A 13,577-nucleotide genomic window follows, 5' to 3' on the forward strand; every position below is an offset into this window, starting at 1 on the left:
CGTTCACGTCGCGAGGGGCGCATTCACCCACGAAAAAGCTGCACACAATTCAGGAGACACCGTCATGACGCACGCATCGCCCGCTTCATCCCCCCGTCGCGCCGCCCGCCTGGCGGCCGTTGCCGCGCTCGCCGTCGCGGCCCTGTTGCCCGCCGCCGCGCATGCCGCGCCGCTGCGGATCGGCATGACGTTCCAGGAACTGAACAACCCGTATTTCGTGACGATGCAGAAGGCGCTGAACGACGCGGCCGCATCGATCGGCGCGCAGGTCGTCGTCACCGACGCGCATCACGACGTCAGCAAGCAGGTGAGCGACGTCGAGGACATGCTGCAGAAGAAGATCGACATCCTGCTCGTGAACCCGACCGATTCGACCGGCATCCAGTCGGCGATCACGCAGGCGAAGAAGGCCGGCGCGGTCGTCGTGGCGGTCGATGCGAACGCGAACGGCCCGGTCGATTCGTTCGTCGGCTCGAAGAATTACGACGCGGGCGTGATGTCGTGCGAATACCTCGCGAAGGCGATCGGCGGCAGCGGCGAGGTCGCGATCCTCGACGGCATTCCGGTCGTGCCGATTCTCGAGCGCGTGCGCGGCTGCAAGGCCGGGCTCGCGAAATTTCCGAACGTGAAGCTCGTCGACACGCAGAACGGCAAGCAGGAGCGTGCGACCGCGCTGTCGGTCACCGAGAACATGATCTCCGCGCATCCGAACCTGAAGGGCCTCTTCAGCGTGAACGACGGCGGCTCGATGGGCGCGCTCGCCGCGATCGAGGGCTCCGGCAAGGACATCAAGCTGACGAGCGTCGACGGCGCGCCCGAGGCGATCGCCGCGATCCAGAAGCCGAACTCGAAGTTCATCGAGACGACCGCGCAGTTTCCGGCCGACCAGGTGCGCATCGCGCTCGGCATCGCGATTGCGCGCAAGTGGGGCGCGACGGTGCCGAAGGCGATTCCCGTCGACGTGAAGGTCGTCGATCGCGGCAACGCGAAGGGTTTCAGCTGGTGAACGACGTGCGACGCGACGCGAAGGGCGGCGGCGCGGCCGACGCCCTTCGCACGGAGAAGCCGATGGACACGATACTCAGGCTCAGCCACATCACGAAAAGCTTTCCCGGCGTGAAGGCGCTGTCCGACATCGATCTGCAGATCGCGCGCGGCGAGATCCATGCGCTGCTCGGCGAGAACGGCGCGGGCAAGTCGACGCTGATGAAGATCCTGTGCGGCATCCACCAGCCGGATGCCGGCACGATCGAGATCGACGGCGCCGCGCGCCATTTCGCGGACTATCACGACGCGGTCGCGGCCGGCGTCGGCATCGTATTCCAGGAATTCAGCCTGATTCCGCACCTCGATGCCGTCGACAACCTGTTCCTCGGCCGCGAGCTGCGCAACCGCTGGGGCGCGCGCGACCGCAAGCGGATGCGCGCGGCGGCCGCGGCCATCTTCGCGCGCCTGGGCGTGGCGATCGATCTCGACGCGCCGATCCGCACGCTGTCGGTCGCGCAGCAGCAGTTCGTCGAGATCGGCAAGGCGCTGTCGCTCGACGCGCGCATCCTGATCCTCGACGAACCGACCGCCACGCTGACGCCGGCCGAGGCCGAACACCTGTTCGCGATCATGCGCGAGCTGAAGCGGCAGGGCGTCGCGATGATCTTCATCTCGCATCACCTCGACGAGATCTTCGCGGTGTGCGACCGCATCACGGTGCTGCGTGACGGCCAGTACGTCGCGACGACCGAGGTCGCGCGCACCGACGTCGAGCAACTGGTGCGGATGATGGTCGGCCGCCGGATCGAAAGCAGCTTTCCGCCGAAACCTGCGCTGCCGGCCGACGCGCCGGCCGTGCTCGAGGTCGACGCGCTGCAGATCGAGCGCGACGGCCCGGTGAACCGCTTCGCGCTGCGGGCCGGCGAGATCCTCGGCTTTGCCGGCCTGGTCGGCTCGGGCCGCACGGAAACCGCGCTCGCGGTGATCGGCGCGACGCGTGCGCATCGCAAGGAGTTGCGCGTACGCGGCGCGGCGGCGAAGCTCGCCGATCCGGCCGACGCGCTGCGCGCGGGCATCGGCATCCTGCCGGAAAGCCGCAAGACGGAAGGGCTCGTCACGTCGTTCTCGATTCGCGACAACATCTCGCTGAACAACCTCGGCAAGTACCGGTCGATGCGCTGGCTGATCGACCGGCGCGGCGAGGCGCGCACCACGCACGACGTGATGCGGCGCGTCGGCGTGAAGGCGCCGTCGATCCACACCGAGGTCGCGACGCTGTCCGGCGGCAACCAGCAGAAGGTCGTGATCGCGCGCTGGCTGAACCATCACACGTCGGTGCTGATCTTCGACGAGCCGACGCGCGGCATCGACGTCGGCGCGAAAGCCGAAATCTACGGGCTGATGCGCGAACTCACCGCGCGCGGCTACGCCATCATCATGATCTCGTCCGAGTTGCCGGAAATCGTCGGCATGTGCGATCGCGTCGCCGTGTTCCGGCAGGGCCGCATCGAGGCGACGCTCGCCGGCGACGAGATCGATCCCGACACGGTCATGACCTATGCCACGGCCGGCACGCGAGGAGCGACCCATGAACCTGCCTGACTCTTCTTCCACGCCTTCCACGACGCTCGCGGCCACCGCCGGCGACGCGCCGCCGCCGCGCGCGATGTGGGCGCAGCTGCGCCGCTCGACGCTGTTCTATCCGCTCGTCGGCCTGATCGTCGTGTGCATCGCGATGATGATCGCGAGCCCGAGCTTCCTGTCCGCCGCGAACCTCGAGAACGTGCTGCGCCAGGTGTCGATCAACGCGATCATCGCGGTTGGCATGACCTGCGTGATCCTGACGGGCGGGATCGACCTGTCGGTCGGCTCGGTGATGGCGTTGTCGGGCACGCTCGCGGCCGGGTTGATGGTCGCGGGCGTCAACGCGGTCGCCGCGCTGGCGATCGGCATCGCGGTCGGCCTCGGCTTCGGCTTCCTGAACGGCGTGTTCGTCGCGTTCGCGGGAATGCCGCCGATCATCGTCACGCTCGCGACGATGGGCATCGCGCGCGGCCTCGCGCTGATCTACACGGGCGGCTATCCGATCGACGGGCTGCCCGACTGGGTCGCGTTCTTCGGCAGCGGCAAGGTGCTCGGCATCCAGGCGCCGGTGCTGATCATGCTGGTGGTCTATGCGATCGCGTGGCTGCTGCTCGACCGGATGCCGTTCGGCCGCTACGTGTACGCGATCGGCGGTAACGAGCAGGCGACGCGGCTCACCGGCGTGCGGGTCGCGCGCGTGAAACTGATCGTCTACACGCTGGCCGGCGTCACGTCGGCGCTCGCCGCGATCGTGCTGACCGGGCGCCTGATGAGCGGGCAGCCGAACGCGGGTGTGGGTTTCGAGCTCGACGCGATCGCGGCGGTCGTGATGGGTGGCACGTCGATCTCCGGCGGGCGCGGCGCGATCCTCGGCACGCTGGTCGGCGCGCTGCTGCTCGGCGTGCTCAACAACGGGCTCAACATGATCGGCGTGAACCCGTATGTGCAGAACGTGATCAAGGGTGGAATCATCCTGCTCGCGATCTACATCAGCCGCGAACGATCGCGGTAATGAAAAAATCATCGGTTATCCGAATCACTCAGGAAAGAGACAACTCATGACGACACCCGAAGCCCAGCCGCGCATGACCGCGGTCGTCTGCCACGGCCCCGAGGACTATCGCGTCGAACAGGTCGCGAAGCCGAATCCCGGCGTGAACGAGCTCGTGATCCGCATCGCCGCGTGCGGGATCTGCGCGAGCGACTGCAAGTGCTACACCGGCGCCAAGATGTTCTGGGGCGGCCCCAGCCCGTGGGTGAAGGCGCCGGTGATTCCCGGCCATGAATTCTTCGGCTACGTCGAAGCGCTCGGCGACGGCGCGGCCGAGCATTTCGGCGTCGCGCTGGGCGACCGCGTGATCGCCGAGCAGATCGTGCCGTGCGGCAAGTGCCGCTACTGCAAGTCGGGCCAGTACTGGATGTGCGAAGTGCACAACATCTTCGGCTTTCAGCGCGAGGTGGCCGACGGCGGGATGGCCGAGTACATGCGCATTCCGCCGACCGCGATCGTCCACAGGATTCCGCTCGGCGTATCGCTCGAGGATGCGGCGATCATCGAGCCGCTGTCGTGCGCGATCCACACAGTGAACCGCGGCGACGTGCAGCTCGACGACGTCGTCGTGATCGCGGGCGCGGGCCCGCTCGGGCTGATGATGACGCAGGTCGCGCACCTGAAGACGCCGAAGAAGCTCGTCGTGATCGACCTGATCGACGAACGGCTCGAGCTCGCGCGGCAGTATGGCGCCGACGTGACGATCAACCCGAAGCGCGACGACGCGCGCGAGATCGTCCGCGCGCTCACCGACGGCTATGGCTGCGACGTGTACATCGAGACGACCGGCGCGCCGGTCGGCGTGAACCAGGGGCTCGACCTGATCCGCAAGCTCGGCCGCTTCGTCGAGTTCAGCGTGTTCGGCGAGGATGCGACCGTCGACTGGTCGATCATCGGCGACCGCAAGGAGCTCGACGTACGCGGCGCGCACCTCGGGCCATACTGCTATCCGGTCGCGATCGACCTGCTCGCGCGCGGGCTCGTCACGTCGAAAGGCATCGTCACGCACGGTTTCGCGCTCGAGGACTGGGACGACGCGATCCGCGTCGCGAAATCGCCCGAATCGATCAAGGTGCTGCTGAAGCCGGCCCGCTGACGGCCGGCGTGCGCCTCACCGGAGACATCATGGAATACGTCATAGGCGTCGACATCGGCACGCAGAGCACCAAGGCGCTGCTGGTCGACCGGCACGGCACGATCGTCGCGCGGCGCTCGGCCGGCTACCAGCCCGATACGCCGCGCCCGCTGTGGGCCGAGCAGTGGCCGCAGGTGTGGTTCGACGCGGTGCTCGACTGCATCGGCGGCTGCGTGAGCGACGCGCGCGCGCAGGGCGTGCCGGCCGACGCGATCCGGGCGGTGTGCGTGAGCAGCCTGTACGGCGGCTCGGGCATCCCGGTCGACAGCGACATGCGGCCGCTGCATCCGTGCCTGATCTGGATGGACCGGCGCGCGACCGCGCAAGTCGACTGGGTCGACGAACACGTGAACGTCGAGCGGCTGCGCGTGATCACCGGCAACGGCGTCGACAGCTACTACGGCTTCACCAAGATGCTGTGGCTGCGCGACCAGCGGCCGGACGTGTGGGCGAACGTGCGCTATTTCCTGCCGCCGAACGCGTATGTGATCTATCTGCTGACCGGTGAAGTCGCGGTCGATCACAGTTCGGCCGGCAATATCGGCGGCGTGTACGACGTCGCGCGCCGCGAGTGGTCCGACGACGCGCTCGACATGCTCGGCATTCCGGCGACGATGATGCCCGAGCGGCTGGTCGATTCGACGGACGTCGTCGGCGGCCTGCTGTCGCAATGGACCGCGCAACTCGGGCTGCCGGCCGGCACGCCGGTCGTCGCGGGCGGCGTCGATGCGGCGGTGGCGACCTTCGCCGCCGGCGCGACGCGCACCGGGCAGCACGTCGCGATGATCGGCACCAGCATGTGCTGGGGCTACGTGAACCGGCACGTCGATGCGCGGCACGGCCTCGTCAGCATGCCGCACGTGTTCAACGGGCAGCGCGACCTGTACGTGTTCGGCGGTGCGATCGCGGCCGGCGCATCCGTCGCGTGGTTTCGCGACCAGTTCTGCCACGCGGAAACCGACGCGGCGCGCCTGCTGCCGCACGGCGATCCGCACGTGCTGCTCGAGGAGGCGGCCGGGCGTGTGCCGGCCGGCGCCGACGGCGTGCTGTTCCTGCCGTATCTGATGGGCGAGCGCAGCCCGGTGTGGGATGCGAAGGCGAGCGGCGCGTTCGTCGGGCTGAGTCTCGCGCACACGCGTGCGCATCTTTATCGAGCGGTGCTCGAAGGCGTCGCGTTCGCGTTGCGCCACAACATCGAGGCCGGCCGCCGGGGCGCGGCGGCGCTGGACGATCGGTTGATCGTCGTCGGCGGCGCCGCGCATTCGGCGCTGTGGATGCAGATCATCGCGGACGTGACGGGTTTTCCGGTGTGGACGATCGAGCAGGACGTCGAAGCCGCGATGGGCGCCGCGCTGCTTGCGGGCGTCGGCGCAGGGCTCGTGTCGGACGATGACGCGCAGGGCGGCTGGGTCACGCTCGTCGAGCGCGCACGGCCCGATGCCGAGCGTGCGAACACGTACGACGCGCGTTTTTCGCTCTATACGGCGTTGTATCCGGCACTCAAGCCGATCATGCACAGGCTGGGCACCTCATCATGAACACACGATTCGATTTCAGCGGGGCAACGGTGCTCGTCACGGGCGCGTCGAGCGGAATCGGCCGCGCCTGCGCGGTCGCGCTGGCGCAAGCGGGCGCGCGCGTCGTCGCGGCGGGGCGCGACATGGTCGCGCTCGACACGCTCGCCGGCGAGATTGCGTGCGATACGTTGCGCCTGGACGTCGGCGGTGACGAGCAATCGATCGATGCCGCACTCGCCGCGTACGAGGCGTTCGACGGCCTCGTCAATTGCGCGGGGATCGCGTCGCTCGAACCGGCGCTCGAGGTCGGCGCCGCGCAGTTCGATCGTGTGATGGCCGTCAATGCGCGCGGCGCGGCGCTCGTCGCGCGGGCCGTGGCGCGCAGGATGATCGAGCGCGACGGACGCGGCGCGGCGCACGCACGGGGCAGCATCGTCAACGTGTCGAGCCAGGCCGCGCTCGTCGGGCTGCCCGCGCATTTGAGCTATTGCGCGTCGAAGGCGGCGATGGACGCGATCACGCGCGTGCTGTGCATCGAACTCGGGCCGCACGGCATTCGTGTGAACAGCGTGAACCCCACCGTCACGCTCACGCCGATGGCGCAGTTCGCGTGGAGCGAACCGGAAAAGCGGGCGCCGATGCTGGCCGCGATTCCGCTCGGCCGGTTCGCGGAGCCGGAGGAGGTCGTCGAACCGATCCTGTTTTTGCTGAGCGATGCGGCGTCGATGATCAGCGGCGTGTCGCTGCCGATCGACGGCGGGTATACGGCGCGCTAGATCGCGTCACGGAAGTCGCGGACTGAAGTCGCGGCGCGGCCGGCGCGCGGCTAGACCGGGTCCTTGCTCGGCGGCCCGTCCGGTTGCTGCGGATTGTCGTGATGACCGGGCGGCGACGCGAACGGATCGTCTTCCGGATCGCGGTTCGGGTCGGCCGGTGGCTCGGGCGTCGGGGTCGTGTGATCGCTCATGGAGAACTCGCGCGGTGCGTGACGGCGGTGGCGCGGCGGATGCGCCTCGTCTCCGTTATAGCCAATCGGGCGCGTGTTTGCAGCGCGATTCTTGCGACGGGTGGACGATCGTCGGCGAAATTCGTCCATTGACGGTGTTCGTGCGGGATCGTGCAGAACCGTACCATCGAAGTCAGCGCAAATCCGCCGGCGTATCGACGTCGCGCAGGATGCCGGGATCGTCGACATCGAGCAGGGTCACAGGCGCGCTGGCGAACAGCGCACGGGCGCCCGTGTCGCCGTCGAGGGCGGCGAGCGCATCGAAATGGTGCGCGGCGAAGCCGACCGGATGGCCGCGCACGCCGCGATGCGCGGGCGCGACGATCGACGCGTTGTCGGCTTCGAGCGCGCGGGTGACGGTTTCGTAGGTGGAAGCGGCGATCCACGGCATGTCGCCGAGCGCGACGAGCCAGCCGTTCGAATCGGGCGTGGTGCGGACGCCGGCCGCGAGGCTTGCGCCCATCCCGCGCAACGCATCGGGGGCATAGACGACCTGACAGCCGGCTTCATTCAGCAGAATCGCAAGCTTTTCGGCGCCGGGACGCACGACGGCGATCACGTCGGCGGTGGCGGCCGCGAGACGGCGCGCGGCGGCGACCGCCACCGGCGTGCCGTCGGGAAGCCGGGCGAGCAGCTTGCTGTGCAGGCCGCTCGGGTCGAAGCGTTGACCAAGGCCGCCGGCGAGCAGGACGCCGGTGGCGAGTGACGCATAGGACATCGGCGCGGGGGGAGGGAGACAGGTGCTGCGATTGTGCGGGAGCCCGCGGGGATCGGCAAGTGAGGATGTTACCGAGTCACGCGTGTCGGATCGGGAAAACCGTCATCGCGACGTTTCGTCGAGCAGGCTTTCGTCGACAGGACCGCAAATTGCGTGCGATTCGTTCTGCATGACGGCCCAATAGCGGTCGCCGTATGACCAATGCCACCATTCGGACGGGTAATTCGTGAGGCCGGCGCGGGTCAGTGCGTCGATCAGGAACTGGCGGTTTCGTGCGGCCGGGCGGCTGATGAACGGGTTATGTGTGTAGCAGGCGCCGGATGATTGGTGGTCGGTGGCATCGAGTATGCAGCCGATGTCGAGTTCGGCGGCTGCGGTCGTTTTGGTCAGACGAATCGCCGATATGCCAGAGTCTGGTGGAAGATACGCCTCGGTTCGGCCGGCGGGGCCGGCGACGCTTACCAGAGCGTCATGATGTGCGCGTACGCGCGGATTTTTTCGTCGCGGGTGTCAGCTGAGCGCCGAGTCGCGTACTGCCCACCACACCGATGCATGCGTATCCAGCACGATCACCGCGACGTCTCCCAATCCTCTTTCGCAATCGGATCGAGAGGATTGTCGTAGCGCATGACCGAACCGCGCAATATGTCCAACGGCTGAGCTTCGCGCGAGCGATACGGCCGAATCTCGAACGTTGGTTTGCCGTGGTCGGTGACGATCAATCCTTTGCCCGACACTTCGACGAGCCGGAAGTATTCGAGTGCGCGCGCCTTGAATTCGGATTTCGATACGGGAGTGTGCGGCATCACGATATGAGCAGGGTCATTTGACGAGATCGTTTTGGACCCGTCTTTCGACGCGGCGCGACTGACTCATGCTACGCATCCGCCCACTTCCTCAACAGGTTGTGATAAATCCCGGTGAGCGAAATGACCACCGGGTCCTTCGCCCCTTTTTCCGCGGAAAGCGCCTGAATCTGCGTATCGAGCTGAAACAGCAGCGTGCGATCGCCGTCGTCGCGCACCATGCTCTGAATCCAGAAGAACGACGCCACGCGCTCGCCGCGCGTGACCGGCGTCACGTGATGCAGGCTCGACGCCGGATACAGCACGAGGTCGCCTGCCGGCAGCTTCGCGCGATGCACGCCATACGTGTCCTCGACGCACAGCTCGCCGCCGTCGTACGCATCGGGTTCCTCGAGGAACAGCGTCGCCGACAGATCGCTGCGCACGCGGAAATCCGTGCCGCGCAGCAGCCGGATCGCGTTGTCGACGTGCGTGCCGAATGTCTCGCCGCCTTCATAACGATTGAACAGCGGCGGAAACACCTTGAGCGGCAGCGCCGCCGAAAAGAACAGCGGATGGCGCGCGAGCGCATCCTGGATCGCGTCGCCAACGGTGCGTGCGACCGGCGAGCCTTCCGGCAATTGCCGGTTGCGTTTCGCGAGCGCCGACTGCGCGCCGGACGTTGCGTTGCCGTCGACCCATTCGGCGGCATCGAGCAGTTCGCGGCATTGCGCGACTTGCGCTTGGGTCAGTACGCCGGGGATGTGAAGCATCATGATGCGGATTCCATTGCGTGCGGCGCGAGTTGCATGGCCGCCGAACGAAAAGCATCGAGCGGCGACGACACGAGATACGCGCGCATTTTCGCGATGAACGCGGGGGGCGCGGTGGCCGGCACCCGCGCGAGCCAGACGAGCGCCTCGTCGACGCGCCCGCGTTCGGCGAGCAGCCGCGCATAGTTGAACTGGCCGCGGAAGTCGCCGGCGACGGCCGCGCGGCGATAGTGGTCGAACGCGGCGTCGGTGTCGACCGCGACGACCCATCCGTCCTCGTAGAAACCGCCGATCAGGTTGATCGATTTCGCATGGCCGAGCGCGGCCGCGCGGCGGAACCAGTCGAGCGCGTCGGTGCGGTTCTCGTCGACGCCGTTGCCGAGGGCGAGTGCGGTCGCGTAGTTGTACATGCCCCAGTCGAGGCCCGCCTGCGCGGCCAGCCGGTACCAGTACACGGCGACCGGCGCGCAGGCGGCCGTGCCCCAGCCGAACTCGTAGCAGCGTCCGAGCATGTTCATCGCCATCGGGTGGCCGGCTCGCGCCGCGTGCCGGAACCAGTTGAACGCGGCGGCCGGATCGCGTGCGACGCCGTGCCCGTCGAGCAGGTATTGCCCGTAGACGGCCTGCGCATCGACGATGCCGTGCTCGGCCGCCGCCGCGACCCACGCGGCGGCGCGCTCCGGCGGCCCGGCCAGGATGTCGGCGAACTCGCGCGGCGATACCGACGCGAGCGCCTTCAGCGATACGGCCTCCATCGATCAGTAGCGCGCGTTCAGCGTGACGAACGCCGAACGGCCCGGCGCGATCGACGCATAGTGCGCCGGATACGCCTGATCGAAGTAGGTGCGGTTGAACAGGTTGTTCACGTTCAGCTGCAGGTCGAGCTTCTTATTGATCCGGTACTGCGCCATCGCGTCGAAGCGCCAGTACGACGGTACGGCGCGCAGGTTCGCGGGATCGCCGAACACTTCCGACATGTAGAACGCGCCGCCGCCGACCGTGAATTTCGGCGTGACGTCGTAGTTCGACCACATCGTGAGGCTGTGCTTCGGCGTATTCGGGAAGCGGTTGCCGTTGTTCGCGGTGTCCTTGCCGTTGTCGCGCAGTTCGCTCTTCATGTACGTGTAGCCGCCGAACACCTGCCACTGCTTCGTGATCTGGCCGGCGAGGCCGAGCTCGAGACCCTGCACGCGTTTGTTGCCGACCATCGCGTACTGGTTGTTCGGCAGCGTCACGCGTGCGTTCGTCGTGTCGATCTGGAACAGCGCGGCCGTCAGCGACAGCTTGTCGTTCAGCACGTTCCACTTCGTGCCGAGTTCGATGCTGCGGTTCTTTTCCGGCGAAAGCTGATCGGCGTTCGGGCCGACGCCGCCGCGGCCCGGCGTGAGCGACTGCGTTTCGCTGCCTTCGCCGAGCAGCATGCCGGCAGGCGTCGACGACGTCGCATACGACGCATAGATGCTGCCGTTCTGCGCGGGCTTGAACACGAGGCCTGCCTGCCAGTTGAAGAGCGTGTCGTCGCGCGTGTACGTCTTGCCGCCATTCGCCTTGGTATCGGTGAAGCGGGTCGAGTAATCGTCGACGCGCAGGCCGGCGTTGACCTGCCAGCGCGGCGTGATCTCGATCGTGTCGAAGCCGTAGATCGACTTCGTCGTGGTGCGCGCATGCGCATAGTCGTTGTTGCGCGTGATCGAGCCGGCCCACGGATCGTTCGGGTTCGGCGACCACAGGCTCGTGCAGTTGTAGCCCGACGGCGCGCCGATGCCTTTCTGGCAGATCGTGCCCTTGTCGGTCGCGACCGTGTACGAATCGCGCTTGCCCCATTCGCGCGACAGTTCGATGCCGGTCGTGAAGCTGTGCTTGAACGGGCCCGTGCGGAATTCGCCGAACAGCTCGGTCAGGTTCGCGAGGCTGTTGATCGAGCTGTTGCGGTTGTTGTTGCGGCGCCAGACCTTGCCGTTCACCACGTTGCCCTGGCTGTCGTCCGGCTGCGTCCAGATGTAGTCCTGCGTCGATTCCGTGTAGCGCGTGGTGTTGCGCACCGTGAGGTTGGGCGTGATGTCGTGCTCGATCTTGATCGTGCTGATGTCCGACGTGGTCTTGCGGAAGTCGCGGTCGATCAGGCCGTAGAAGTTGTGGCGATCGACGGGCGCCGGATAGATCGTGTCGACGTTCGCGGGCTTGTTCGACGTCGTGTAGAAGTACGGGATGCCGCCGTCGGGCATGTCGTCCGTTTGCAGGTGGTAGTAGCTCGCGGTCACGCGCGTCGACGTGCCGAGGCCGAACGCGATCGACGGCGCGACGCCCCAGCGCTCGTTGTTGACGGCGTCGCGGCCGGCGACGTCGTTGTTGTGGCTCATCAGGTTCAGGCGGAACGCGGCGTGATCGGCGAACTGCCAGTTGCCGTCGGCGGTGAAGCGGCGATAGCGGTCGGTGCCGAGGCCCGCGCTCGCGGCGGCCGTCGTGCCGAGATGCGGGGCCTTCGTGATCAGGTTGATGCTGCCGCCGGCGCCGCCGCGGCCGCCGTACGCGCCGTCGGAACCCTTGGTGATCTCGACGCGCTCGGTGTTGAAGATCTCGCGCGTGGTGGCGCCCGTGTCGCGCATGCCGTCGACGAACATGCTGCCCTGCGTGTCGTAGCCGCGGATGAACGGACGGTCGCCGAGCGGGTTGCCGCCTTCGCCGGCGCCGAACGTGATGCCGGGCACGGTGCGCAGCGCTTCGGTCAGCGTCGCCGCGCCGCTGCTCTGGATCAGTTCCTGCGGGATCACGGTGACGGATTTCGGCGTGTCGACGAGCGGCGCGGTGAATTTCGCGGAAGCGGAAAAGTCGGCCTTGTAGCTGTGCTCGGTCTTGCCCTGGATCTCGATCGGCGCGAGATGGCCTTCGGTGCTGGCGGGCGCCGCGGGCGGCGTGCCGTCGGCGAACGCGGGGCTGGCGGCGAGCACGCTGCAGAGGGTGGTGAACTTGCCGAGCTTCAGCTCGTCGGGACGGGACTTCATGGTGCGCTTCGACCTCGCGGTGCGGCCCCGGGGCAGTGCGCTGCGGAAATGTGCACGCCGGCGGGAATTATTACGATTTGTTTTCAGGCGGCATTCTATGTAATTTCCCGTTAAATGAGAAGCGTTCTTGTTCGCGTTTGTGGGGGAATTGTTGACGAATGTGACGGGGTGGTCGCGAGGCGGCCCAGGAGGCGCAAGCATGGCCGAATGGCCGGATATGACGGACCGGCAGGTCGGATTGGATTGGCTGTGTCGCGACGCTCGCCATGACAGCAAAGTGATAGTAGGGGCGCGTCATGCCGGTGATCACCGTTCGAAATTTGCCCGATGAAGTGCACCGCGCGCTTCGGATCCGCGCGGCCCGACACGGGCGCAGTACGGAAGCGGAGGTGCGCGACATCCGGAGCAGGCCGTTCTGCCAGGCGGGCGGCTCGAGCTCGGAACGCTGCTCGCGGAAATCGGGCGGGAAGCGGGCGATGTCGATATCGGCGTGCTGTGCGACGAGATGCCAACCGGTCCGATGAGCTTTGAATGATCCCTGTCGATACGAACGTCATGCCCGAACCGCTGCGGCGTGAGCCGAACGCGGCGGTGATCGAGTGGCTCGATGCGCAGAACGTCGAGACGCTGTATCTCGCGGCGATCAGTCTCGCGGAATTGCGGTTCGGCGTGGCTGCATTGCCGGAAGGGCGCAGGCGGGATTGGCTGCAGCAGAGTATCGGGCAGCGTGTGCTGCCGCTGTTTCGCGGTCGGATCCTGCCGTTCGACGACGCGGCGAGCAGGGCGTACGCGAGCTTTTGCGCGCGGACGCGTGCCGCGGGCAATGCGATCGCGGTCACCGATGGCTACATCGCAAACGGCTCGATCGTGGCCACACGCGACGTCGCGCCGTTCCAGGCGTTCGGGCCGCGCGTCATCGATCCATGGGCCGTCCGGTTCGCGATCGCCGGTTCTTTTGGCGTGCCGAAATGCAAAACGCGCCGTGCGTGGCGGCGCGTTTTGAATCGAACCATCAGGCT

The 13,577-nt window shown here is 67.2% G+C and carries 13 protein-coding genes and 2 pseudogenes; 8 read left to right on the plus strand and 7 right to left on the minus strand.

The features are described from left to right. The first annotated feature begins 64 nt into the window (after window positions 1–64). From DFS13_RS00240 to DFS13_RS00265, 6 genes are read left to right on the plus strand one after another with little or no spacing between them, the layout of a single operon-like run. On the plus strand, window positions 65–1,006 hold the full coding sequence (locus DFS13_RS00240; protein WP_006485848.1) for a substrate-binding domain-containing protein: 942 nt from the start codon (window positions 65–67) through the stop codon (window positions 1,004–1,006). Beyond that, window positions 925–2,589, plus strand: a complete 1,665-nt coding sequence (locus DFS13_RS00245; RefSeq protein WP_375667164.1) for a sugar ABC transporter ATP-binding protein — start codon at window positions 925–927, stop codon at window positions 2,587–2,589. Before DFS13_RS00240 ends, DFS13_RS00245 begins: the two co-directional genes overlap by 82 nt. Next, window positions 2,576–3,583: an ABC transporter permease gene (locus tag DFS13_RS00250; RefSeq protein WP_006485854.1), complete on the plus strand. Its 1,008-nt coding sequence runs from the start codon at window positions 2,576–2,578 to the stop codon at window positions 3,581–3,583. Before DFS13_RS00245 ends, DFS13_RS00250 begins: the two co-directional genes overlap by 14 nt. Window positions 3,584–3,629: 46 nt before the next feature. Beyond that, window positions 3,630–4,718 carry an erythritol/L-threitol dehydrogenase gene (locus DFS13_RS00255; RefSeq protein WP_006485836.1) on the plus strand — a complete coding sequence of 363 codons (1,089 nt, stop codon included), beginning with the start codon at window positions 3,630–3,632 and terminating at the stop codon, window positions 4,716–4,718. 29 nt (window positions 4,719–4,747) lie between these two features. Next, entirely contained in the window at window positions 4,748–6,295 is a 1,548-nt protein-coding gene (locus tag DFS13_RS00260; protein WP_034202127.1) for an FGGY-family carbohydrate kinase, read from the plus strand. Next, window positions 6,292–7,050, plus strand: coding sequence for an SDR family oxidoreductase (locus DFS13_RS00265; RefSeq protein ID WP_006496171.1), 759 nt, complete (start codon window positions 6,292–6,294; stop codon window positions 7,048–7,050). The genes DFS13_RS00260 and DFS13_RS00265 overlap by 4 nt, the downstream gene beginning before the upstream one ends. Before the next feature lie 50 nt (window positions 7,051–7,100). Here the strand turns inward: DFS13_RS00265 and DFS13_RS40165 are convergent, their stop codons facing one another. The 7 genes from DFS13_RS40165 to DFS13_RS00295 form a co-directional block, all read right to left on the minus strand. Further along, complete coding sequence (locus DFS13_RS40165) at window positions 7,101–7,241, minus strand: hypothetical protein (RefSeq protein ID WP_162838543.1); 141 nt, start codon at window positions 7,239–7,241, stop codon at window positions 7,101–7,103. Between the two features lie 172 nt (window positions 7,242–7,413). Beyond that, the gene (locus tag DFS13_RS00270; RefSeq protein ID WP_006496173.1) at window positions 7,414–7,998 is read right to left on the minus strand and encodes an NTP transferase domain-containing protein; all 585 of its coding nucleotides are present in this window, start codon (window positions 7,996–7,998) and stop codon (window positions 7,414–7,416) included. Between the two features lie 102 nt (window positions 7,999–8,100). Continuing rightward, on the minus strand, window positions 8,101–8,463 hold the full coding sequence (locus DFS13_RS00275) for a M15 family metallopeptidase (RefSeq protein ID WP_309251504.1): 363 nt from the start codon (window positions 8,461–8,463) through the stop codon (window positions 8,101–8,103). A 104-nt stretch (window positions 8,464–8,567) separates the two neighbouring features. Next, window positions 8,568–8,807, minus strand: a complete 240-nt coding sequence (locus DFS13_RS00280) for a type II toxin-antitoxin system Phd/YefM family antitoxin (RefSeq protein ID WP_034202128.1) — start codon at window positions 8,805–8,807, stop codon at window positions 8,568–8,570. Window positions 8,808–8,875: 68 nt separating this feature from the next. Beyond that, window positions 8,876–9,559 (minus strand): Fe2+-dependent dioxygenase, encoded by a 684-nt coding sequence (locus DFS13_RS00285; RefSeq protein WP_034202129.1) that lies wholly within the window; start codon window positions 9,557–9,559, stop codon window positions 8,876–8,878. Further along, window positions 9,556–10,311 carry a tetratricopeptide repeat protein gene (locus DFS13_RS00290; RefSeq protein ID WP_034202130.1) on the minus strand — a complete coding sequence of 252 codons (756 nt, stop codon included), beginning with the start codon at window positions 10,309–10,311 and terminating at the stop codon, window positions 9,556–9,558. Before DFS13_RS00290 ends, DFS13_RS00285 begins: the two co-directional genes overlap by 4 nt. Window positions 10,312–10,314: 3 nt before the next feature. After that, entirely contained in the window at window positions 10,315–12,558 is a 2,244-nt protein-coding gene (locus tag DFS13_RS00295) for a TonB-dependent siderophore receptor (protein WP_006496178.1), read from the minus strand. Window positions 12,559–12,854: 296 nt separating this feature from the next. Here DFS13_RS00295 and DFS13_RS40690 point away from each other — a divergent pair. After that, window positions 12,855–13,093: pseudogene (locus DFS13_RS40690) on the plus strand (Arc family DNA-binding protein). Continuing rightward, window positions 13,090–13,488, plus strand: a pseudogene (locus DFS13_RS00305) (type II toxin-antitoxin system VapC family toxin); the annotation flags it as partial. The pseudogenes DFS13_RS40690 and DFS13_RS00305, both read left to right, overlap by 4 nt. Window positions 13,489–13,577: the final 89 nt, after the last annotated feature.

The sequence above is a fragment of the Burkholderia sp. 28_3 genome, assembly GCF_003253915.1.
GTDB classification, from domain to species: domain Bacteria; phylum Pseudomonadota; class Gammaproteobacteria; order Burkholderiales; family Burkholderiaceae; genus Burkholderia; species Burkholderia cenocepacia.

Excerpts from the sequence above, each read along its gene's own strand:
- DFS13_RS00265 (WP_006496171.1), top strand. The coding sequence starts at position 6,292 with ATGAACACACGATTCGATTTCAGCGGGGCAACGGTGCTCGTCACGGGC.
- DFS13_RS00290 (WP_034202130.1), bottom strand. The coding sequence starts at position 10,311 with ATGGAGGCCGTATCGCTGAAGGCGCTCGCGTCGGTATCGCCGCGCGAG.
- DFS13_RS00255 (WP_006485836.1), top strand. The coding sequence starts at position 3,630 with ATGACGACACCCGAAGCCCAGCCGCGCATGACCGCGGTCGTCTGCCAC.
- DFS13_RS00270 (WP_006496173.1), bottom strand. The coding sequence starts at position 7,998 with ATGTCCTATGCGTCACTCGCCACCGGCGTCCTGCTCGCCGGCGGCCTT.
- DFS13_RS40165 (WP_162838543.1), bottom strand. The coding sequence starts at position 7,241 with ATGAGCGATCACACGACCCCGACGCCCGAGCCACCGGCCGACCCGAAC.
- DFS13_RS00260 (WP_034202127.1), top strand. The coding sequence starts at position 4,748 with ATGGAATACGTCATAGGCGTCGACATCGGCACGCAGAGCACCAAGGCG.
- DFS13_RS00285 (WP_034202129.1), bottom strand. The coding sequence starts at position 9,559 with ATGATGCTTCACATCCCCGGCGTACTGACCCAAGCGCAAGTCGCGCAA.
- DFS13_RS00295 (WP_006496178.1), bottom strand. The coding sequence starts at position 12,558 with ATGAAGTCCCGTCCCGACGAGCTGAAGCTCGGCAAGTTCACCACCCTC.
- DFS13_RS00240 (WP_006485848.1), top strand. The coding sequence starts at position 65 with ATGACGCACGCATCGCCCGCTTCATCCCCCCGTCGCGCCGCCCGCCTG.
- DFS13_RS00250 (WP_006485854.1), top strand. The coding sequence starts at position 2,576 with ATGAACCTGCCTGACTCTTCTTCCACGCCTTCCACGACGCTCGCGGCC.